This window comes from Pseudomonas sp. AS2.8, from assembly GCF_014190935.1.
In the GTDB taxonomy this organism is placed as follows: Bacteria; Pseudomonadota; Gammaproteobacteria; order Pseudomonadales; family Pseudomonadaceae; genus Chryseomonas.
In genome coordinates this window covers 871,182-891,720 of sequence record NZ_JACHVV010000003.1, presented here as the reverse complement: position 1 = coordinate 891,720, position 20,539 = coordinate 871,182, and the positions used below count along the sequence as shown (strand labels likewise).

The window sequence follows — 20,539 nt, the reverse complement described above, 5'->3', positions numbered from 1 at the left end:
TGATGGCCCATATCCTGATTGTCGAAGACGAGAAGATCATCCGTTCGGCGCTGCGCCGCCTGCTCGAGCGCAACCAGTTCCGTGTCAGCGAAGCCGGCTCCGTCCAGGAAGCCCAGGATCTCTACGACGTTCCCAGCTTCGATCTCGTCATCAGCGATCTGCGCCTGCCCGGCGCTCCCGGTACCGAGATGATCGATCTCGCCAAGGGCAAGCCGGTGCTGATCATGACCAGCTACGCCAGCCTTCGCTCGGCGGTCGATTCCATGAAGCAGGGCGCGGTGGACTACATCGCCAAGCCCTTCGATCACGACGAGATGCTGCAGGCCGTGGCGCGCATCCTGGTGGAGCGCGAGCAGCGCCCGCTGATGGCCGCCGAGGAAAGCGTCACCCCGGCGCCGGCCACCGGCGAGATCGGCATCATCGGCAACTGCGCGCCGATGCAGGATCTGTTCGGCAAGATCCGCAAGGTAGCGCCCACCGACTCCACCGTGCTGATCCAGGGTGAGTCCGGTACCGGCAAGGAACTGGTGGCGCGAGCGCTGCACAATCTGTCGCGCCGGGCCAAGGCGCCGCTGATCTCGGTCAACTGCGCGGCCATTCCCGAGACGCTGATCGAATCCGAACTCTTCGGCCACGAGAAGGGCGCCTTCACCGGCGCCAGCGCCAGCCGTACCGGCCTGGTGGAAGCGGCCGACGGCGGTACCCTGTTTCTCGACGAGATCGGCGAATTGCCGCTGGAAGCCCAGGCGCGCCTCCTGCGCGTGCTGCAGGAAGGCGAGATTCGCCGGGTCGGCTCGGTGCAGTCGCAAAAGGTCGATGTGCGCCTGATCGCCGCGACCCACCGGGATCTCAAGGGCCTGGCCAAGATCGGCCAGTTTCGCGAAGACCTCTTCTATCGCCTCAACGTCATCTCCCTGCGCCTGCCCGCCCTGCGCGAACGCGGCGGCGACGTCATGGAGATCGCCCGGGTGTTCCTCGCTCGCCAGTCGGCGCGCATGAGTCGTCCCGGCCTGAAGTTCGGCGCCGAAGCCGAGGCCGCCATTCGCCACTACAGCTGGCCGGGCAACGTGCGCGAGCTGGAGAACGCCATCGAGCGCTCGGTGATTCTCAGCGAAGGCCAGGAGATCAATGCCGATCAGCTTGGCATCGACGTCGAGCTCGGCGAGCTGGAACTGGCCGACAGCTACCTGGATCCGCTGCCGAGCACGGGGCTGGGTAACGGCAATGGCGCCCACGAGCCCACCGAGGACCTGTCGCTGGAGGACTATTTCCAGCACTTCGTGCTCGAACACCAGGATCACATGACCGAGACCGAGCTGGCGCGCAAGCTCGGCGTCAGCCGCAAGTGCCTGTGGGAACGTCGTCAGCGCCTGGGCATTCCGCGGCGCAAGGCCAGCGCCAGCAGCGACGCCTCCTGATCCGCGCCGGGGCGTGACAGCCCCGCACGTCCCGCGGTAACACACCGCTCGTCGCCTCCCCATCCTTTGCAATGTGTTACCGCCGTAACAGCCGGCGGGTTCAGCGGTAACGAAAATCTGCCTGTAGCCCCTGAGCAAAAAGGCTACATTTTTCATAAGTCACTGAAAATAAAGGCTTTTTCAAAACTGGCACGGCATCTGCTTTATGTTCTCGTACAAGAACAATAAGAACGTACCCACCCCATAACAAAAACAAGACGTAGCGACTCCAGCACAATAAGAACAAGCAGGCGGAGGCGTAGCTAACTGATCATTTTGGAGAAGAGTCGTCTAGCGGGATGGTCCGCGCGATGTCAGGCCAGAGAACAACAAAACTGTCCCGAGGCAGCACCCGTACCAGGCAGAGCAGGAATGATCCTGACGGCATCAGCTTCCAAAGTAATCCGTTTGCTCTTGGCTCTAGACTTCAGAGCCTTTCCGGCGGCAGGTAACCGCACGGAACAGACCACACAAGAAAAACAAGAGGTCTGGATAAACAATAAAAACAAAGCACGTACCACTTTGGGGGGGAGCTTCGGCTCCCCCAGTGCCTTTGACAGCCTCCCCTCCCTCGTTCAAGATCCCCTCCTTATCTATTGCGCAACGGTTCCCACTGTGGGCCAGATTGCGTATAGCCGTCTCTCCGAACAGAAACTCGCATGCTGAAGAAGCTGATCCAGACTCTGCGCTCGCCCCTGCGGCGTACTCCGCCCGCGCCTGCCTTGCCCATCGAACTGCCCCGCAGTCAGCATGCTCTGGAACGAGAGCGCATCAGCCGCTACGCCCTGAGCGTCGTCGAGCGGCTGGAAAAGGCGGGTTATCAGGCCTACCTGGTGGGCGGTTGCGTCCGGGACCTGCTACTGGGCTTCGAGCCCAAGGACTTCGATGTCGCCACCAGTGCCACGCCCGAACAGGTGCGGGCCGAATTCCGCAATGCACGGGTCATCGGCCGCCGTTTCAAGCTGGTCCACGTGCATTTCGGCCGCGAGATCATCGAGGTCGCGACCTTCCGCGCCAACCATCCCACCGGCGATGCCGAGGACGAGGCCCAGGGCTCGCGCCATGAAAGCGGGCGGATCCTGCGCGACAACATCTATGGCAACCAGGAACAGGATGCCCAGCGGCGCGACTTCACTATCAACGCGCTCTACTACGACGCCAGTGGCGAGCGCATCCTCGACTACGCCAATGGCACCCAGGACATCCGCCTGCGGCAGATCCGCCTGATCGGTGACCCGGAGCAGCGCTACCTGGAAGATCCGGTACGGATGCTGCGCGCCGTGCGCTTCGCCGCCAAGCTGGACTTCCAGATCGAGACCGCCACCGCCGAGCCCATCAGTCGCCTGGCGCCGCTGCTGCGTGACATTCCCGCACCGCGGCTGTTCGACGAGGTCATCAAGCTGCTGCTCGGCGGAAAGGCCGAACGCACCTTCGAGCTGCTCTGCCAGTACGGCCTGTTCGCCCCGCTGTTCCCGGCCAGTGGCGAAGCCCTGGAACGCGACCCGGAATACGCCGGCAGCCTGATCCGCCAGGCCCTGGCCAATACCGATACCCGCATCCGTGAAGGCAAGCCGGTCACTCCGGCCTTCCTGTTCGCCGCGCTACTCTGGCCGGCGCTGCCCGAGCGCGTCCGTCATCACCAAGAGCTCGGCCTGGCACCGATTCCAGCCATGCAGGAAGCCGCCCACGACCTTACCCTGCAGCAGTGCCAGCGCACCGCCGTCCCCAAGCGCTTCACCCTGCCGATGCGCGAGATCTGGGACATGCAGGAACGCCTGCCACGCCGCCAGGGCAAGCGCGCCGATCAACTGCTGGAAAATCCACGCTTCCGTGCCGGCTACGACTTCCTGCTGCTGCGCGAGAGCGCGGGCGAGGAGACCGGCGGCCTGGGCGACTGGTGGACGCGCTACCAGGAGGTCGGTGACAGCCAGCGGCGCGAGATGATCAAGAATCTCAGCCGGGACGAAGGCGCACCGGCCAAGCGACGCCGCCGTGGCGGCAGCAATCGCAAGCGGCGCACCTCGGATGCGCCCACCGCCGGCGACGAATGATGGAACGGGTCTATCTCGGCCTGGGCAGCAACCTGGCCGAGCCGCGGCAGCAGCTGGACGCGGCCCTGGAGGCCCTGGCCAGCCTGCCCGAGAGTCAGCTGGTGGCAGTCTCCGCCTTCTATGCCAGCGATCCCCTGGGGCCGCCCGACCAGCCGCGCTACGTCAATGCCGTCGCCGCGCTGGATACCACCCTCGCCCCGCTGGCGCTGCTCGACGCCACCCAGGCCATCGAGCAGCAGCAGGGCCGCGTGCGCAAGGACGAACGCTGGGGTCCGCGCACCCTGGACATCGACATCCTGCTGTTCGGCGAACGGTTGATCGACGAGCCGCGCCTGCAGGTGCCGCACTATCACCTCCAGGCCCGCGCCTTCGTTCTTTATCCGCTGGCCGAGCTGGCCCCCGCGCTGCACCTGCCCGACGGCCGCCGCTTGCCGGACCTGCTGTCCGCCTGCCCTTTCGAAGGCCTGGAACGGCTGCTACCGTCGTCACCCAGCCGGTAACACAGCCGTAACACCGAGCATTGACTTGTGCCGGACGCGCCGGGACTATAGCAGCCGTTTGCGCGCGGCCACCCCGCGCCCGCGGCGCCCAGACAACAACCATAGCGCCGTCCCACGAGGACCCCTTGCATGCCTGATATCAGCCTCACGACCCTTCAGGGGCTCAAGCAGCGCGGCGAAAAGATCGCCATGCTGACCGCCTACGATGCCACCTTCGCCCAGGCCGCCAGTCAGGCCGGCGTGGAGATGCTGCTGATCGGCGATTCCCTCGGCATGGTGCTGCAGGGTCACGACAGCACCCTGCCGGTGACCCTCGACGACATGGTCTACCATACCGCCTGCGTCAAGCGCGGCCACGCGGGTGCCTTCATCGTCGCCGACCTGTCGTTCATGACCTATGCCACCCTGGAGCAGACCCTGACCAGCGCCGGTCGCCTGATGCAGGCGGGCGCGCAGATGGTCAAGCTCGAGGGCGATGCCTGGCTGGCCGAGCCGATTCGCCGTCTGGCCGCCAATGGCGTGCCGGTCTGCGCCCACCTGGGCCTGACGCCCCAGTCGGTCAATGTCTTCGGCGGCTTCAAGGTACAGGGCCGCGATCCGCTCCGGGCGCAGCAACTGCGCGAGGCGGCGCGTGAGCTGGAAGAAGCCGGCGCGGCCATGCTGCTGCTGGAATGCGTGCCCTCGGCGCTGGCCGAAGAAATCACCCGGGCCGCCCGGGTGCCGGTGATCGGCATCGGCGCCGGTGCCGCCACCGATGGCCAGGTGCTGGTACTGCACGACATGCTCGGCCTGGCCCTGCGCGGGCGCACACCGAAATTCGTGCGTAACTTCATGGCCGGTCAGGACAGCATCCAGGCTGCCCTGGCGGCCTACGTCGCCGCCGTCAAGAACGGCAGCTTTCCTGCTCCCGAACACGGATTCTCCGCATGAAAACGGTCCATAGCGTCCGCGAATTGCGCGCCGCCGTCGTCGCCGCGCGCCGCCAGGGCTTGCGTATCGGCCTGGTGCCCACCATGGGCAATCTGCACGCCGGCCATATCGCCCTGGTGGACACTGCCCGGCGCCACGCCGACTTCGTGGTGGCGAGCATCTTCGTCAATCCGCTGCAGTTCGGCCCCGGCGAGGATCTGGACACCTATCCCCGCACCCTGGCCGAAGACAGCCGCCAGCTGCACGAGGCCCATTGCGACCTGCTGTTCGCACCGGCGGTGGCCGAGATGTATCCCAGCGGCATGGACGGCCTGACCCGGGTGAGCGTCCCCCAGGTGTCGGAAGGCCTCTGCGGCGCACGCCGGCCCGGGCATTTCGAAGGCGTGGCGACGGTGGTCACCAAGCTGTTCCAGATGGCGCAACCGGACGTGGCGGTCTTTGGCGAAAAGGACTATCAGCAGCTGGCGGTGATCCGCAAGCTGGTCCAGGATCTCGACATGCCCATCGAGATCGTCGCCCAGCCCACGGTGCGGGCCACCGACGGCCTGGCGTTGTCGTCACGCAATGGCTATCTCGACGACGGTCAGCGCGCCAGTGCGCCCTGCCTGTACAGCCTGCTCAGGCGACTCGCCGATCAACTCGCCGCTGGCGCCGCGGTCGAGCCGACCCTGGCCGCCGGTGTCGCCGAATTGCAAGCTCAGGGGCTTAAGGTGGACTACCTGGAACTGCGCGAGCAGCTGAGTCTGCAACCGGCCGGGCCGGACACCGCTGCGCTGGTCCTGCTGGTAGCGGCCTACCTCGGCCAGACCCGGCTGATCGACAACCTGAGCTTTCGCCGCAGGGCCCGAGTGTGACGCAACCGAAGGTTAGCTCACCCGACCCTGTCTGAACCCTGGAAGCCCGGAACATACCGGGCTTTTTCATGCTCGAAGCGCGGCGCCAAGACCGGCGTCTCGCGGTCACCGACTTTCTCTTGCAAGCCAGCGGCTTGTGGGGCACAACAGCAAACAAGAGCCACCAAGGAAAAGCCTAGCCATGGAGTACTATCAACACCCCCTCGACGTGACCCAGCTCGCCTCCTGGAAAGCCCTGCAGGAACACCGCAAGGCCATGCAGAATTTCCGCATGCGCGATGCCTTCGCTGCCGATCCGCAGCGCTTCTCGCAGTTCTCCCTGAACACCAGCGGTCTGTTCCTCGACTACTCCAAGAACCTCATCACCGAGCAGACCCGCGACCTGCTGGTAAACCTGGCCCGTGAAGCGGGTCTGGAAGGGGCCATCCACACCCTGTTCGACGGCGCCTACGTCAACTCCTCCGAACACCGCCCCGCCCTGCACACCGCCCTGCGCCGCCCGGTGGGCGATAGCGTCCAGATCGACGGCCAGGACATCATGCCCGAGGTGCACCGGGTCCTGAACCAGATGACCCAGCTGGTCACCCGCATCCACAACGGCCTCTGGCGCGGCTACACCGAGAAGCCGATCACCGACGTGGTCAACATCGGCATCGGTGGCTCCTTCCTCGGTCCGCAGCTGGTCTCCGAGGCACTGGTGCCCTTCACCCAGCGCGGCGTGCGTTGCCACTACCTGGCCAACATCGACGGCAGCGAATTCCGCGAGGTGACCTCCAAGCTCGCCGCCGATACCACCCTGTTCATCGTCTCCTCCAAGTCCTTCGGTACCCTGGAGACCCTGAAGAACGCCCAGGCCGCCCGCGCCTGGTGCCTGGCCCAGGGCTGCCCGGAGCCGGAGCTGCACAAGCACTTCATCGCCGTCTCCAGCAACGTCAAGGTGGCGGTGGAATTCGGCATCGCCGAAGAAAACATCTTCCCGATGTGGGACTGGGTCGGCGGCCGCTATTCGCTGTGGTCGGCCATCGGCCTGCCCATCGCCCTGGCCATCGGCATGTCCAACTTCAAGGACCTGCTGGCCGGCGCCTATGCCATGGACCAGCACTTCACCAGCGCCCCCTTCGAAGAGAACATGCCGGTGCTGCTGGGCCTGCTTGGGGTCTGGTACGGCAATTTCTGGGGCGCGACCAGTCACGCCATCCTGCCCTACGACCACCACCTGCGTAACTTCGTGAAGCACCTGCAGCAGCTGGACATGGAGTCCAACGGCAAGAGCGTGCGTCAGGACGGCTCGCCGGTCAGCGTCGAGACCGGTCCGGTGATCTGGGGTGGCGTCGGCTGCAACGGTCAGCACGCCTACCACCAGCTGCTGCACCAGGGCACCCAGCTGATTCCCGGCGACTTCATCGTGCCGGTGGTGAGCCACAACCCGGTGGCCGATCACCAGCAGTGGCTGTATGCCAACTGCCTGTCGCAGAGCCAGGCGCTGATGCTGGGCAAGACCCGCGAAGAAGCCGAGGTCGAGCTGCGCGAGAAGGGCCTGGGCGAAGCCGAGATCGCCAAGCTTGCGCCGCACAAGGTGATCCCGGGCAACCGCCCGAGCAACACCCTGGTGCTGGAGCGCATCTCGCCGCGGCGCCTGGGTGCGCTGGTGGCCCTGTACGAGCACAAGGTGTTCGTGCAGAGCGTCATCTGGGGCATCAACTGCTTCGACCAGTGGGGCGTCGAGCTGGGCAAGGAGCTGGGCAAGGACGTCTACCAGCACATCATCGGCCGCAGCGAAGGCAAGGCCGACGATGGTTCGACCCAGGGCCTGATCGATTACTTCCGCGGTCGTCACCGCGGCTGATCGACCAAGGTCCGCTCGGAAAGGCGCCGCTCTGCGGCGCTTTTTTCGTTTTATCGCCTCGCTGAACCCCGGCAGGCCATCCGCGGCCTAAACTGGGAGCACAACAACACCAAGAAGGAGCCGGCCATGAGCCAACGCTATCCCGTGCCCGAGAGCCTGAGTGCCCGCACCCACCTCGACGAAGCCCGTTATCGCGAGCTCTACCAGCGCTCGGTGGAACAGCCGGAGCGCTTCTGGAGCGAACAGGCCAGCGCCCTGCTCGACTGGTCGCGCACCTGGGACGAGGTCCATAGCGGCGACCTGCGCAAGGGCCAGACCCGCTGGTTCAGCGGTGGCCAGCTCAACGTCGCCTACAACTGCATCGATCGTCACCTGGGTGCCCGGGCCGAGCAGACCGCCATCCTCTGGGAAGGCGACGATCCCGCCGACAGCCAGGCCATCAGCTATCGCCAGTTGCACGAGCACGTCAGCCGCCTGGCCAATGTGCTCAAGGATCGCGGGGTCAGGAAGGGCGACCGCGTCTGCCTCTATCTGCCGATGATCCCCGAGGCGGCCTACGCCATGCTCGCCTGCGCCCGCATCGGCGCCGTGCATTCGGTGGTGTTCGGCGGCTTCTCGCCCGAGGCGCTGCGCGACCGCATCCTCGATTCCGACTGCCGGGTGGTGATCACCGCCGACGAGGGTGTGCGCGGCGGCAAGCGCGTCCCGCTCAAGGCCAATGTCGACAAGGCCCTGGCCAAGTGCCCGGACGTCCACACCGTGGTCATGGTCGAACGCACCGGCGCCGCCGTGGCCCGCCAGGAGGGGCGCGACCTGCCCTACGCCCAGGCGGTGGCCGCGGCTTCGCCCGATTGCCCGGCGGAGCCCATGGACGCCGAGGATCCGCTGTTCATCCTCTACACCTCCGGCTCCACCGGCAAACCCAAGGGCGTACTGCACACCACCGGCGGCTACCTGCTGGGCGCCACCCTGAGCTTCAAGTACCTGTTCGACTATCACGAGGGCCAGGTCTTCTGGTGCACTGCCGATGTCGGCTGGGTCACCGGCCACAGCTACATCGTCTACGGCCCCCTGGCCAATGGTGCCACCACCCTGATGTTCGAAGGGGTACCGAGCTATCCCGATGCCAGTCGCCTCTGGCAGGTGGTGGACAAGCACCAGGTCAACATCTTCTATACCGCCCCCACCGCCCTGCGCGCCCTGATGCGCGAAGGCGACGGCCCGGTGCAGCGCACCTCGCGCCAGAGCCTGCAACTGCTGGGCAGTGTCGGCGAGCCGATCAACCCCGAGGCCTGGGAGTGGTATCACCGGGTGGTGGGCGAAGGGCGTTGCCCCATCGTCGACACCTGGTGGCAGACCGAGACCGGCAGCATCCTCATCGCTCCGCCACCCGGCGCCCTGGCGCTGAAACCCGGCTCGGCCACCCTGCCCTTCTTTGGCGTCCAGCCGGTGCTGCTGGACGAACAGGGCAAGGAAATCGAGGGGCCCGGCAGCGGCGTACTGGCGATCAAGTCCAGCTGGCCAAGCCAGATCCGTACCGTCTATGGCGACCACCAGCGCCTGATCGACACCTATTTCAGTGCCTACCCGGGTTACTACTTCACCGGCGACGGAGCACGCCGGGACGAAGACGGCTACTACTGGATCACCGGACGGGTGGACGACGTGCTCAATGTCTCCGGTCATCGCATCGGCACCGCCGAGGTGGAGAGCGTGCTGACCGAGCATGCGGACGTGGCCGAGGCCGCCGTGGTCGGCTGCCCCCACGAGGTCAAGGGTCAGGCGGTCTATGCCTTCGTCACCACCAAGGGTGGAGTAACGCCGAGCGACGAGCTCAAGGCCCGCCTGCGCCAGCAGGTGGCCGACGAGATCGGCAGCTTCGCCAAGCCGGAATTCCTGCAGTGGGCACCTGCCCTGCCCAAGACCCGTTCCGGCAAGATCATGAGACGCATCCTGCGCAAGATCGCCTGCGACGAGCTGGACAGTCTGGGCGATACCTCGACGCTGGCCGATCCGTCGGTGGTCGACAGCCTGATCGACGCTCGCCTCAATCGCGCGCCCCAGGCCTGAACGGTGGCCCAAACAAAAGCCCCGCCTAGGCGGGGCTTTTTTCTGCGCGCAGCCTTAGTGGGCGGCTTGCATGCGGTGCTTCAGGTCACGCATGCGATCATGGGTCGCACGGGCCTTTTCCAGTTGGCTGCGCAGGTTGGCCTGGGCATCCGGGGTGGCGTGTTCGTTGACGGCACGCTCCAGCGCGTGCAGCAGGCGGTCTTCCTGCTCTTCCAGCTCGCTGACGTAGGTGACTTCTTCCTTTTCCTTGCTGGAAAAGGAGGTTTTGACGTCGGTGTAGTACTTGCGGAAGCTGCCGGCGAAGGTGCCTTGCTCGGCGGGCTTCTCACCCGCGGCCGATACCTGGCTGCTCAGGGCGCTGATGATCTCGGCCTTGCTCTGGGCGATCTCGGTAAACAGGGCCTTCAATTCGGGGTTCTTCACTTCGGTGAGGGCGTGCTCGTAGAAATTCTTGCCGTCACGGGCGATCTCGATCAGATCGTTGAGGGTTTCGGTCGTGTTGGTCATGGCAGTTCTCCGGGGCGAAGGAAAGGGGGGGTGATGGCAGCGAGCGGCGCCGCCATCGTGCCGGGTGTACCGAGCGTTCTTACTGAGCGGCTTTCAGCGCGTCAGCCGATACGGCCTTGACGCCCTTGATGGCCTTGGCTTCCTTGATCGCCAGGTCGCGCTGGGCTTCGGTCGCCACGGTGCCGGACAGGGACACGACACCCTTGTTGGTCTCGACCTTGATCGAGGTGCCCTTGATGTGTTCGTCGGCCAGGAAGGACGCCTTCACCTTGCTGGTGATCCAGGTATCGGATGCGGCTTCTTCGGTCTTGTCCATGGTGTTGTTGGCGGCCAGGGTCATATTCTGGCTGGTGGCAGCAAAGGCACCGCCGGCCAGCGGCAGGCTCAGTACGGAAGCGGTAACGGCAGCGAGGGCAAAAGTACCGAAAGTCTTTTTCATGAGATGACTCCTGTTTTCCTTGGTTGTACTGCGCCAGGTCCTGGTAGCAGCGACCTAGATGTAGAGCGCAACGGCCGCGCCGAATTCCAAGACTTGTTAAAGACGTTATTAATCAATGACTTATATAAAAAAGGCGTAGGCAGGAAGCGGGCAAAATGCAATTGGACGGTGGATAGGCCTGGTAATTTGCACGAGGTCAGACGACTCTTGAGCCTGGACCGGGAAGGGTGCCTGCCAGGGCACCCCGCCTGATAAAGTCGGACTGATGAAAAAGATTTCCACGTGACCAGGCCAGAACTGCCATCCCTTTATCCGGTCAAAACCCAATTGAACCCGACACCTGCGATCGGGCCTTGAGGATCCGGCATGCGGCCTCTCTCTCCTGCGCGCATTGCCCTGGTTTATCTGCTGCTGAGCGCCCTCTGGGTGATCGGCAGCGACGGGCTGCTGTATCTGCTGCTCAGCGATCAGGACAGTGTCCATCTGTGGCACACCCTGAAGGGCCTGGCCTTCATGAGCTTGCTGTCGCTGGTGCTCTATGGATTGCTGCGGCGCCAGGCCAGCTATCGCGAAGGCTTCATCGACGAACTGCAGAACCAGCGCGCCACCCAGGATTTCGTCCAGCGCCTGACCAACACCGGCGACTGGCAGCTTACGTCCGATGGCCGCCTACTCTGCTCCGACCGCACCCTGGTGATGCTGCACCAGCCCAAGGGCAGCGATCCGCTGGACTTCGCCACCATCGCAGCCTGCGCCCGCGTCGATGACCGCGATCATGTGCACAGCATGCTCGAGCGCCTGCAGCACATGCAGGGCCCGCTGAATTTCTCCGCGCATTTCGCCGATGGCCAGGGCAGTTGGCGCTGGCTCAACTGGCAAAGCGACTTCGACGAAGCGGGCACCACCCGCGGCGCCCTGGTCGACATCACCAGCCACAAGCTGGCCGAGCAGGCGCTGCAGGACAGCCAGAGACGCTATCGCGAACTGGTCCAGCACCTGCCGCTGGTGGTCTTCGCCAGCGATCACCGTGGCCGCTGGCAGTTTCTCAATCCAGCCTGGGAAGCCCTGACCGGGCAACCCGCCGCCCAGCAACTCAACCATCCCCTGGATCAGGCCTTCCATCCCCAGGACGGTGCCCGCCTGCGCCAGCTGGTGGCCGATTTCGCCGCCGGTCAGCGCCTGCACTGGAATGGCGTGGTACGGCTGCGCCTGTCGGTGGAAAGCCATCGCTGGATGCAAATGGAGCTGCGCGCCGGTCTCGATGGCGAGATCCAAGGCACCCTCACCGACATCCATCACGACTACCAGGCGCAGCAGCTGCAACAGGCCCGCAGCGACGTCCTCGACGACCTGCTCACCGGCCTGCCGCTGGCGGAGATCCAGCAGGGCATCGCGCTGCGGCTGGAGCGGATCTATCCGGAGATGCGCGTCGCCCTGTTGCTGGACGACCAGGGCGAGCATCTGCGGGTCGCCGCCGCGCCGAGCCTGCCGCCCGCCTTCCAGGCGGCGCTGGAGGGCGTGCCGCGCAGCCGCCACGACCAGGGCTGCTGCAGTGCCGTCACCACCAACGCCCCGGTGTTCACCATCGACGTCGAACTGGATCCGGCCTGGCAGCCGCTGCTCCCGGCCACCCAGGCGGCAGGCATTCGTGGCGCCTGGGCCCTGCCCCTGCAGGACGAGCAGCAGCGCGCCGTGGGCGCCCTGGGCATCTACTACGGGGAGGCGCGGCTGCCCGAGACGGAAACCCAGGCGCTGATCACCGAATTCACCCGCCTGGCGGTGCTGGCCATCCGGCAACAGCGCGTGGTCCAGGCGCAGCGCGCGAGCGAGGCGCGTTACCGTGGCATCTTCGAGCAGGCTTACACCGGCATCATGCTCAGTGACCTGGAGGGTCGCTGGCTGAGCGCCAACCACCACTTCTGCCAGATGCTCGGCTACTCGCAACCGGAATTGCTGCAGAAGGACACCGCCTCGGTGACCCATCCAGACGAGCGCGCCCTGGGCGCCACCCTGCGCAAACAACTGGTCGACACCGGCCAGGACCGCTACACCCTGGAAAAACGCTATCTGCATCGCAATGGCCAGCCGGTCTGGGCCAACGTCACCACCCGCCTGATCCGCGACGACCAGGGGGTGCCCCAGTACTTCATCAGCACCGCCCAGGACATCACCCTGCGCAAGCAGCAGGAAGAGAGCCTGCGCCAGGCCGCGGCGATGTTCCAGAACAGTCGCGACGGCCTGCTGCTGCTCGACGAGCGCCGCTGGATACTGGCGGTGAATCCGGCCTTCGCCCGCCTGCTGGGCGCCCATGAAGGCACCCTGCTCGGCCAGCGCCTGGGATTGCCTGGCGGCGGTCGCCAGGACCAGCGCTTCTATCGCGAGCTCTGGCGCACGGTGCGCCGCGAGGGTCGCTGGGAGGGCGAACTACTCTGGCCGCGCCTCGACGGCAATACCTTTCCGGCCTGGACCACCATCGATACCCTCTACCCCCGGGAAACCCGGCAATACACGGTCACCGTCAGCGATACCACACGCCTGCGGGAAAGCGAGGCGCGCCTGAGTCACCTGGCGCATCACGATCCCCTGACCGACCTGCCCAATCGCCTGCTGGCGCGCACCCATCTGGAACACGCCCTGGCCCTGGCCGAGCCCCAGGAATACCTGGTCGCCGTGCTGATCCTCGACTTCGATCACTTCCGCACGGTCAACGAGAGCCATGGCCATGCCCTGGGTGACGAACTGCTGGTGGAATTCGCCGCCCGCCTGCGCGCCTTGCTCAGCGAAGACATCACCCTGGCGCGCATCGGTGGCGACGAGTACTTGGTCATCATCGAGCGGCTAGACCGGCCCGAATTCGCCGCCCAGATCGCCCAGGCCATGCTCGGCAAGCTGGAGCAGCCCTTCCATCTCGGCGAGCACGACATCTATCTCAACGCCAGCATCGGCATCAGCCTCTTTCCCGACGATGGCGCCACCGCCGATGACCTCATCCGCAATGCCGACACCGCCATGCACCAGGCCAAGGACCAGGGTCGCGACACCTTCCGCTTCTATACCCAGGCCCTCACCGAACAGTCGCGGCGACGGCTGAATCTGGAATCGCGGCTGCGCACGGCGCTCAAGCGCGGTGATTTCGTCCTCTACTACCAGCCGCTGATGAGCGTCAGCACGGCCCAGACCCTTGGCGTGGAAGCCCTGGTGCGCTGGCGCGATCCGGAGCTAGGACTCATCCCGCCCACCGAATTCATTCCGCTGGCCGAAGAGACCGGACTCATCGTGCCGCTGGGGGACTGGATCATCGAGACCGCCTGCCAGCAGATGCACAGCTGGCTTGCCCAGGGACTGGAACTGGAAACCCTGGCGATCAACATCTCGCCCCGGCAATTCGCCAAGCGCGATCTGGCCAGCACCATTTCCCGCGCCCTGGCGCGCAGTCGCCTGCCGGCCGAGAAGCTGGAACTGGAGATCACCGAAGGCACGCTGATGGACAATGTCGAGGAGGCACTGCTGTCCCTGGCCACCCTCAAGACCCTGGGGGTGCGCATCGCGGTGGACGACTTCGGCACCGGCTATTCCTCGCTGGCCTACCTGCGGCGCTTCCCGCTGGACAAGCTCAAGATCGACCAGAGCTTCATGCACGAATTGCGCAGCGACAGCGGCACCCACAGCAGCCAGGCGATCGCCGCGGCCATCGTCGCCCTCGGCCAGGGGCTGGATCTGGACGTCCTGGCCGAAGGGGTGGAAACCACCGAGCAGTGGGACATCCTGCGCAAGCTGGGCTGCCAGCAATGCCAGGGCTTCCTGTTCAGTCCGCCGCTGCCGCCGGAAGAGTTCGAGGCCTGGTATGCCGAACGGCAGAAGGCGCGCGCCTAGCGCCCGGCCGACGAGTGTCACTGTTCTGCAATCAAAACCGCTCTAGACTCGGGTTTCCACTTTTCGTCTGTCCCCGAGGGTTTCAGCATGAAGATCGTGGTTCGCCCCCTGCGCAAGTCCACCACCAGTGCCTGGCAGGTCTGCATCGACAAGCAGGCCATCACCTTTCTCAGCGAAGCCGACGCCCGCAGCTACGTGGCCACGCTGGAGGCGCGCATCGCCGCGCCCCATGCGTTGCCGCTGCGCGAGGCGACCACGGGCATGGCCGCACCGCTCTAGGCCGGCAGCCGCCTAACCGTCCGTCTTCCGGATCGCCCTGGCACCGCCCGCGCAGCGGCAGCCCAGGGCGGTTCACGGCTGTTCCTGCGCGGACGATTGGCTAGCCAGCTATCGAAAATGTAACTTTTGCGGCGTCCGCCCCATCCTACCCCTAGGCCCTGCGTTCGCAGGGGCTCGCTGTCTGATGGATCTGGAACGCCCATGCTCGAACTCGCTGCTGCCTTCATCTGCTTCACCTCGCTGCTCACCTACCTCAATTATCGCTTCGTCGGCTTGCCACCGACCATCGGCGTCATGGTCATCGCGCTGATCTTCTCGGTCGGCCTGCAGAGTCTGTCCTGGCTGGGCTTTCCCGGTCTGGAACACCGCATCGGCGAATTGCTCGGGCAGATCGACTTCAACGACCTGCTGATGAACTGGATGCTCGGCTTCCTGCTGTTCGCCGGCGCCCTGCACGTCAATCTCAAGGACCTGCGCGACTACAGGTGGGCCATCGGCGGCCTGGCGACCCTCGGGGTGATCATCTCGACGGTGCTGATCGGCTATCTCAGCCACTGGATCTTCGGTTGGCTGGGCTGGCACGTCGACATTCTCTACTGCCTGATCTTCGGCGCCCTGATCTCCCCGACCGATCCCATCGCCGTACTCGGCATCCTGCGCTCGGCCGGCGCGCCCAAGTCGTTGGAAACCACCATCGTCGGCGAGGCGCTGTTCAATGACGGCGTGGCCGTGGTGGTCTATTCGGTGCTGCTGGGGGTGATCCAGCTGGGCGAGGCGCCGACGGTCAACGCGGCGCTCTGGCTGTTCCTGGAGGAAGCGGGCGGCGGCATCCTGTTCGGCCTGCTGATCGGCTTCGTCTGCTATTGGATGATGCTGAGCATCGAGCAGCACCAGATCGAGGTGATGCTGTCGCTGGCCCTGGTGATCGGCGGCTCGACCCTGGCCAGCCACCTGCACGTCTCGGGTCCCATCGCCATGGTGGTGGCCGGCCTGATCATCGGCAACCTGGGGCGAACCAAGGCGATGAACGACTTCACCCGGCGTTATCTGGACGGCTTCTGGGAGTTGATCGACGAGATCCTCAACGCCCTGCTGTTCGCCCTGATCGGCATGGAGCTGCTGGTATTACCCTTCAGCTGGAACCACCTGGGCGCGGCGCTGCTGGTGACCCTGGCGATCCTCTTCGCACGCTGGATCAGCGTGGCGCCGGTGGTGCTGCTCAGCCCGCACTGGCGAAACATGACCCGCGGCACGGCGCGCATCCTCACCTGGGGCGCCCTGCGCGGCGGTGTCTCCGTGGCCCTGGCGCTGAGTCTGCCGGCCGGTCCGGAACGGGATCTGATCCTGGCCCTGACCTATATCGTGGTGCTGGTTTCCATCCTCGGCCAGGGCCTGACCATTGGCCGGGTGGTCAAGAGCGTCACCGGTGGCACCCCGGTCGCACGCGACGAACACCACTAAACCCCTGAAAAGCAAGAACCCCGCCGTGGCGGGGTTCTCTGCACAACAGCCGAGCGATCAGCGCGGCAGATTGCGGCCGGAGAAGATCTCGCGCATCTCGTGCTTGAGACGCTGGGTGATCTGCTGGCGCTGTTCGGACGAGAGGCTGCGGGAGGCGTCGCCGAACAGGTAGTTGTCCAGTTCGAATTCCTTGAGCAGCATCTTGGTGTGGAACAGGTTGTCCTGGTACACGTTTACGTCGGTCATCTGGTAGGCCGCGCGGGTGTCCTCGGACAGGTAGTTCTGGATCGAATTGATCTCGTGGTCGATGAAGTGCTTGCGCCCTTCGATGTCGCGGGTGAAGCCGCGCACCCGGTAGTCCACGGTGACGATGTCCGAGTCGAACTGGTGGATCAGGTAGTTCAGGGCCTTGAGCGGGGAGATCACGCCACAAGTGGAGACGTCGATGTCGACGCGGAAGGTGGCGATGCCGTCGTCCGGATGGATCTCCGGATAGGTGTGCACCGTGATGTGGCTCTTGTCCAGGTGGCCGAGAATGGTCTCGCGCAGCGGACCGGGCGACTCCTCGATCTGGCTCTCAGTCGGCTCGACCGGTTGCTCGGAGATCAGGATGGTCACGCTGGCGCCCTGGGGATCGTAATCCTGGCGGGCGATATTGAGGATGTTGGCCCCGATGATATCGACCACGTCGGTCAGGATCTGGGTCAGACGCTCGGCGTCGTATTCCTCGTCGATGTACTGGACATAGGCCTGTTGATCTTCCGACGTCTCGGCGTAGCAGATGTCGTAGATGTTGAAGCTCAAGGTCTTGGTCAGGTTGTTGAAACCATGAAGCCTGAGTTTGCTTTTCACGGTGGTAAAGCTCCCGTCGTGCGGTCTCTGACCGCGGTCCTGAGTGCCCGTCAGTTGCGGATTGCGCAAGCTGCGTAGGGCGGCGAACACCTCTTCGCGATGGCGATTGGCTGTACTTGTCGGGGGCATGCCCCTTAAGAGCGGCGCATTATGCAGATCGGCAGCGGCTGGGGCCAGAGTCTGCCGGGCTCAGGTGATGAATTGATGTCGGCGGGAAGGAGTGAAGCGGAAGGCGACGCCCGCACGGGCATCGCCTGCAGGCGCATCAGGCGAGTTCGACGAGTTCGTAGCTGTGCGTGATCTCGACGCCGGCCCGACCGAGCATGATGGAGGCCGAGCAGTACTTTTCCGCCGACAGCTCGATGGCGCGCTTGACCTGGGCTTCCTTGAGCCCGCGGCCCTTGACCACGAACTTCAGGTGGATACGGGTGAACACCTTGGGCTCGGTGTCGGCGCGGTCGGCCTCGAGGAAGGCCTCGCAGCTTTCCACCGGTTGCCGCGCCTTGCGCAGGATGCTGACCACGTCGTAGCTGGCGCAGCCGCCCAGGCCGATCAGCACGGTTTCCATCGGCCGCACGCCGAGGTTGCGACCACCGCTTTCCGGCGGGCCGTCCATGACCACCACGTGGCCGCTGCCGGATTCACCGAGGAACATGGCCTCGCCTGCCCACTGGATGCGCGCTTTCATCGCTCTCGTCCTACTTATATATGCAAATGGTGATCAGCTTAACATGCTGGATGGCGTAAACTGGTGCGCAGTGAAGGGTTATTCAGCTCGCATTTAAGCTGCGCATGTTCTTATCCGGTCTTTGAATTGGAACCGGCGCAGCCTGTGCATGCACCGGTTCGGACATCGGTGCCCCCGACTCAGGTTAGCTTTCAACCTCAGGAATCAGCATGGCCGCTATCATCCCACCCGCGAAGTTACAGCACATCGACAAGCTGCTAGCGCACTGCTCGCGTCGCCGCTACACGGCAAAAACCACCATCATCTACGCTGGCGACAACAGCGAAAGCCTGTTCTTCATCCTCAAGGGTTCGGTGACCATCCTCATCGAAGACGATGAAGGCCGCGAAATGATCATCGCCTATCTTAATGCCGGGGACTTCTTCGGCGAGATGGGGCTGTTCTCCAAGGAAGGCAGCGAGCCCGAGCGCAGCGCCTGGGTGCGTGCCCGTACCGAGTGCGAAGTCGCCGAGATCAGCTACGGCCAGTTCCGCGAACTGAGCCAGCAGGACCCGGACATGCTGTTCTCCCTCGGTCGCCAGATGGCCGAGCGCCTGCGCCAGACCACCCGCAAGGTCGGCGACCTGGCCTTCCTCGACGTCACCGGTCGCGTGGCCCGCACCCTGCTCGACCTGTGCAAGCAGCCCGACGCCATGACCCACCCGGATGGCATGCAGATCAAGATCACCCGTCAGGAGATCGGCCGCATCGTCGGTTGCTCCCGCGAGATGGTCGGTCGCGTACTGAAGTCCCTCGAAGAGCAGGGTCTGGTCCACGTCAAGGGCAAGACCATGGTGGTGTTCGGCACCCGCTGAGCCCGCCCGGCACGCCCCTGCCAGCAGGCGGGGGCCGCTCCCCCCGCCCGTCAGGGCTTCAGCTCTCGACCCTCGGCTGGACCTTGGTCACCCGCACCGTGGCCTTCTCGTCGACGGTCTTCTCGCCATTGCCCTTGGCTTTGGGCTCGCCTACGACGAAGTGGAATTCTTCGCCGTGCTTGACCGCGCCATAGAGCACCGCCTTCTCGATCAGCTCGGTACCGCGCAGATGCCGCAGCATCAGCGGATCGCAACGCAGATCGCGATAGAGCGCCAGGCACAGCAGCGCCATCACCACCACGAAGGGCAGCGCGACCACAATAGTCAGATTCTGCAGGCCATTGAGCGCAGCACCCGGATTGCCCGGGTCGCCGATGGCCAGCATGATCGCCGCCACCGCGCCGGTGAGGGCGCCCCAGAAGATCACCGTGCGCCGTGACGGCTCGGTGGTGCCGCGCTCGGACAGGGTGCCCATCACCAGGGACGCGGCGTCGGCGCCGGACACGAAGAATATCGCCACCAGCACCATCACCAGCACCGAGGTCACCGAGACCCAGGGATAGCTGGCCAGCAGGTCGTAGAGGGCGAAGTTGCTGTTCACCGCGCCGTCGACCAGGGTGAAGGCGCCCAGGCGCATGGCGTCGATGGCCGCGCCGCCGAAGATCACGAACCAGACCACGCTGACCAGACTCGGCACCAGCAGCACCCCGGTGACGAACTGGCGGATGGTGCGACCGCGACTGATGCGGGCGATGAACATGCCGACGAAGGGCGTCCAGGAAATCCACCAGGCCCAGTAGAACACTGTCCAGCTGGACAGCCAGTTGCCCATGGCCTCGCCACCGCTGGCGCTGGTGCGCGCCATCATTTCCGGCAGGAGGTCGATGTAGTCGCCGATGGCGGTGGGTAGCAGATTGAGCATCAGCAGGGTCGGACCGGCGACGAAGACGAACAGGGCCAGGGCCACCGCCAGCACCATGTTGGTGTTGGACAGCCACTGGATGCCCTTCTCGACCCCGGGCACCGCGGAGATGACGAAGGCCACCGTCAGCACCGTGATGATGCTGATGTAGAGCATCTTTCCGGGTTGCTCGATCCAGCCGTTGTGTTCGAGTCCGCCGGCGATCTGCAGCGCGCCCAGACCAAGGGAGGCCGCCGAACCGAACAGGGTGGCGAAGATCGCCATCATGTCGATGACGCGGCCGAGCGGGCCATTGGCGTGTTCGCCGATCAGCGGGCGAAAGGCCACCGAAATCAGCTGGCTGCGACCGCGCCGATAGGTGCCATAGGCGATGGCCAGCCCAACCACGGCATAGATGGCCCAGGGATGCAGGGTCCAGTGGAACAGCGTGGTGGCCATGGCCACCTGCAGGGCGGCGCTGCTCTGCCCCGCGGCGCCACCGGGCGGCGGATTGAGATAGTGCGACAGCGGCTCGGCGACGCCAAAAAACATCAGCCCGATACCCATGCCGGCGCTGAACATCATCGCCACCCAGGAGAGGGTGCGGAATTCCGGTTGTTCGTCGTCGCGCCCCAGGGGGATCCGCCCATAGCGACTGGCGGCCAGCCAGATGACGAAGACCACGAAGCCGGTGGAGGTGAGCACGAACAGCCAGCCGAAGTGGGTGATCACCCAGCCCTGGGCGGTCGAGGCGCTGCTGGCCAGACTGGCCTGGCTGACGAAGCCCCAGATCACGAAGGCCAGCGCGGCGATGCTGGTGACGCCGAAGACCACCCAGTCGGTGGTGCCGGCGAGTCGCCGATCCCGTCGCGACTCCTCGGTGCGGGAGGGATCGGTGACGCTGATATCAAGTGTTTCGCTTTTTTCTTCCGTTGCCATGGTGCTTGCTTGCCCTGGTTATGGATGGCCTGGTGCGG

16 protein-coding genes are annotated in these 20,539 nt (G+C 65.1%); 11 read left to right on the top strand and 5 right to left on the bottom strand.

The annotated features are described in order from the left end of the window. Window positions 1–2 precede the first annotated feature (2 nt). The 7 genes from FHR73_RS16575 (at window position 3) to acs (ending at window position 9,708) form a co-directional block, all read left to right on the top strand. Window positions 3–1,418 carry a sigma-54 dependent transcriptional regulator gene (locus FHR73_RS16575; RefSeq protein WP_183632707.1) on the top strand — a complete coding sequence of 472 codons (1,416 nt, stop codon included), beginning with the start codon at window positions 3–5 and terminating at the stop codon, window positions 1,416–1,418. Window positions 1,419–2,116: 698 nt separating this feature from the next. Then, on the top strand, window positions 2,117–3,508 hold the full coding sequence (locus FHR73_RS16570) for a polynucleotide adenylyltransferase PcnB (RefSeq protein WP_183632706.1): 1,392 nt from the start codon (window positions 2,117–2,119) through the stop codon (window positions 3,506–3,508). After that, complete coding sequence (folK, locus tag FHR73_RS16565) at window positions 3,505–4,008, top strand: 2-amino-4-hydroxy-6-hydroxymethyldihydropteridine diphosphokinase (RefSeq protein ID WP_183632705.1); 504 nt, start codon at window positions 3,505–3,507, stop codon at window positions 4,006–4,008. The genes FHR73_RS16570 and folK overlap by 4 nt, the downstream gene beginning before the upstream one ends. A 129-nt stretch (window positions 4,009–4,137) precedes the next feature. Beyond that, window positions 4,138–4,938: a 3-methyl-2-oxobutanoate hydroxymethyltransferase gene (panB, locus tag FHR73_RS16560; RefSeq protein WP_133861925.1), complete on the top strand. Its 801-nt coding sequence runs from the start codon at window positions 4,138–4,140 to the stop codon at window positions 4,936–4,938. Next, a complete protein-coding gene (gene panC / locus FHR73_RS16555) occupies window positions 4,935–5,792 on the top strand; it encodes a pantoate--beta-alanine ligase (protein WP_183632704.1) in 858 nt (285 codons plus the stop codon). Before panB ends, panC begins: the two co-directional genes overlap by 4 nt. Window positions 5,793–5,973: 181 nt before the next feature. After that, window positions 5,974–7,638 carry a glucose-6-phosphate isomerase gene (gene pgi / locus FHR73_RS16550; protein ID WP_183632703.1) on the top strand — a complete coding sequence of 555 codons (1,665 nt, stop codon included), beginning with the start codon at window positions 5,974–5,976 and terminating at the stop codon, window positions 7,636–7,638. Window positions 7,639–7,764: 126 nt separating this feature from the next. Then, window positions 7,765–9,708 (top strand): acetate--CoA ligase, encoded by a 1,944-nt coding sequence (gene acs / locus FHR73_RS16545; RefSeq protein ID WP_183632702.1) that lies wholly within the window; start codon window positions 7,765–7,767, stop codon window positions 9,706–9,708. A gap of 54 nt (window positions 9,709–9,762) precedes the next feature. Here the strand turns inward: acs and FHR73_RS16540 are convergent, their stop codons facing one another. Together FHR73_RS16540 and FHR73_RS16535 are read right to left on the bottom strand one after the other, a co-directional pair. Continuing rightward, on the bottom strand, window positions 9,763–10,215 hold the full coding sequence (locus FHR73_RS16540; RefSeq protein WP_183632701.1) for a PA2169 family four-helix-bundle protein: 453 nt from the start codon (window positions 10,213–10,215) through the stop codon (window positions 9,763–9,765). A gap of 79 nt (window positions 10,216–10,294) precedes the next feature. Beyond that, window positions 10,295–10,654, bottom strand: coding sequence for a BON domain-containing protein (locus tag FHR73_RS16535; protein WP_017640375.1), 360 nt, complete (start codon window positions 10,652–10,654; stop codon window positions 10,295–10,297). Between the two features lie 366 nt (window positions 10,655–11,020). On the opposite strand from FHR73_RS16535, the gene FHR73_RS16530 reads away from it, so the two are divergent. The 3 genes from FHR73_RS16530 to FHR73_RS16520 all read left to right on the top strand — a co-directional run bounded on the left by FHR73_RS16530 (window position 11,021) and on the right by FHR73_RS16520 (window position 16,267). Beyond that, window positions 11,021–14,527 carry an EAL domain-containing protein gene (locus tag FHR73_RS16530; RefSeq protein ID WP_183632700.1) on the top strand — a complete coding sequence of 1,169 codons (3,507 nt, stop codon included), beginning with the start codon at window positions 11,021–11,023 and terminating at the stop codon, window positions 14,525–14,527. A gap of 87 nt (window positions 14,528–14,614) precedes the next feature. Next, entirely contained in the window at window positions 14,615–14,806 is a 192-nt protein-coding gene (locus FHR73_RS16525) for a hypothetical protein (RefSeq protein WP_183632699.1), read from the top strand. 201 nt (window positions 14,807–15,007) lie between these two features. Next, a complete protein-coding gene (locus FHR73_RS16520; protein WP_183632697.1) occupies window positions 15,008–16,267 on the top strand; it encodes a sodium:proton antiporter in 1,260 nt (419 codons plus the stop codon). A gap of 57 nt (window positions 16,268–16,324) precedes the next feature. Here the strand turns inward: FHR73_RS16520 and speD are convergent, their stop codons facing one another. Continuing rightward, window positions 16,325–17,119 (bottom strand): adenosylmethionine decarboxylase, encoded by a 795-nt coding sequence (gene speD / locus FHR73_RS16515; RefSeq protein WP_007159721.1) that lies wholly within the window; start codon window positions 17,117–17,119, stop codon window positions 16,325–16,327. Window positions 17,120–17,384: 265 nt separating this feature from the next. Continuing rightward, on the bottom strand, window positions 17,385–17,807 hold the full coding sequence (locus FHR73_RS16510; RefSeq protein ID WP_158891526.1) for an OsmC family protein: 423 nt from the start codon (window positions 17,805–17,807) through the stop codon (window positions 17,385–17,387). A gap of 209 nt (window positions 17,808–18,016) precedes the next feature. Here FHR73_RS16510 and crp point away from each other — a divergent pair, with 209 nt between their 5' ends. Continuing rightward, on the top strand, window positions 18,017–18,661 hold the full coding sequence (gene crp, locus FHR73_RS16505) for a cAMP-activated global transcriptional regulator CRP (protein WP_145008655.1): 645 nt from the start codon (window positions 18,017–18,019) through the stop codon (window positions 18,659–18,661). A gap of 58 nt (window positions 18,662–18,719) precedes the next feature. On the opposite strand, the gene FHR73_RS16500 is transcribed toward crp, so the two are convergent. Beyond that, entirely contained in the window at window positions 18,720–20,501 is a 1,782-nt protein-coding gene (locus FHR73_RS16500; protein ID WP_183632695.1) for a BCCT family transporter, read from the bottom strand. Between the last annotated feature and the right edge of the window lie 38 nt (window positions 20,502–20,539).

What these genes read in the sequence shown, in the direction of transcription:
- FHR73_RS16575 (WP_183632707.1), top strand. Translation starts at nt 3, where the DNA reads ATGGCCCATATCCTGATTGTCGAAGACGAGAAGATCATCCGTTCGGCG.
- FHR73_RS16570 (WP_183632706.1), top strand. Translation starts at nt 2,117, where the DNA reads ATGCTGAAGAAGCTGATCCAGACTCTGCGCTCGCCCCTGCGGCGTACT.
- folK (WP_183632705.1), top strand. Translation starts at nt 3,505, where the DNA reads ATGATGGAACGGGTCTATCTCGGCCTGGGCAGCAACCTGGCCGAGCCG.
- panB (WP_133861925.1), top strand. Translation starts at nt 4,138, where the DNA reads ATGCCTGATATCAGCCTCACGACCCTTCAGGGGCTCAAGCAGCGCGGC.
- panC (WP_183632704.1), top strand. Translation starts at nt 4,935, where the DNA reads ATGAAAACGGTCCATAGCGTCCGCGAATTGCGCGCCGCCGTCGTCGCC.
- pgi (WP_183632703.1), top strand. Translation starts at nt 5,974, where the DNA reads ATGGAGTACTATCAACACCCCCTCGACGTGACCCAGCTCGCCTCCTGG.
- acs (WP_183632702.1), top strand. Translation starts at nt 7,765, where the DNA reads ATGAGCCAACGCTATCCCGTGCCCGAGAGCCTGAGTGCCCGCACCCAC.
- FHR73_RS16540 (WP_183632701.1), bottom strand. Translation starts at nt 10,215, where the DNA reads ATGACCAACACGACCGAAACCCTCAACGATCTGATCGAGATCGCCCGT.
- FHR73_RS16535 (WP_017640375.1), bottom strand. Translation starts at nt 10,654, where the DNA reads ATGAAAAAGACTTTCGGTACTTTTGCCCTCGCTGCCGTTACCGCTTCC.
- FHR73_RS16530 (WP_183632700.1), top strand. Translation starts at nt 11,021, where the DNA reads ATGCGGCCTCTCTCTCCTGCGCGCATTGCCCTGGTTTATCTGCTGCTG.
- FHR73_RS16525 (WP_183632699.1), top strand. Translation starts at nt 14,615, where the DNA reads ATGAAGATCGTGGTTCGCCCCCTGCGCAAGTCCACCACCAGTGCCTGG.
- FHR73_RS16520 (WP_183632697.1), top strand. Translation starts at nt 15,008, where the DNA reads ATGCTCGAACTCGCTGCTGCCTTCATCTGCTTCACCTCGCTGCTCACC.
- FHR73_RS16510 (WP_158891526.1), bottom strand. Translation starts at nt 17,807, where the DNA reads ATGAAAGCGCGCATCCAGTGGGCAGGCGAGGCCATGTTCCTCGGTGAA.
- crp (WP_145008655.1), top strand. Translation starts at nt 18,017, where the DNA reads ATGGCCGCTATCATCCCACCCGCGAAGTTACAGCACATCGACAAGCTG.
- FHR73_RS16500 (WP_183632695.1), bottom strand. Translation starts at nt 20,501, where the DNA reads ATGGCAACGGAAGAAAAAAGCGAAACACTTGATATCAGCGTCACCGAT.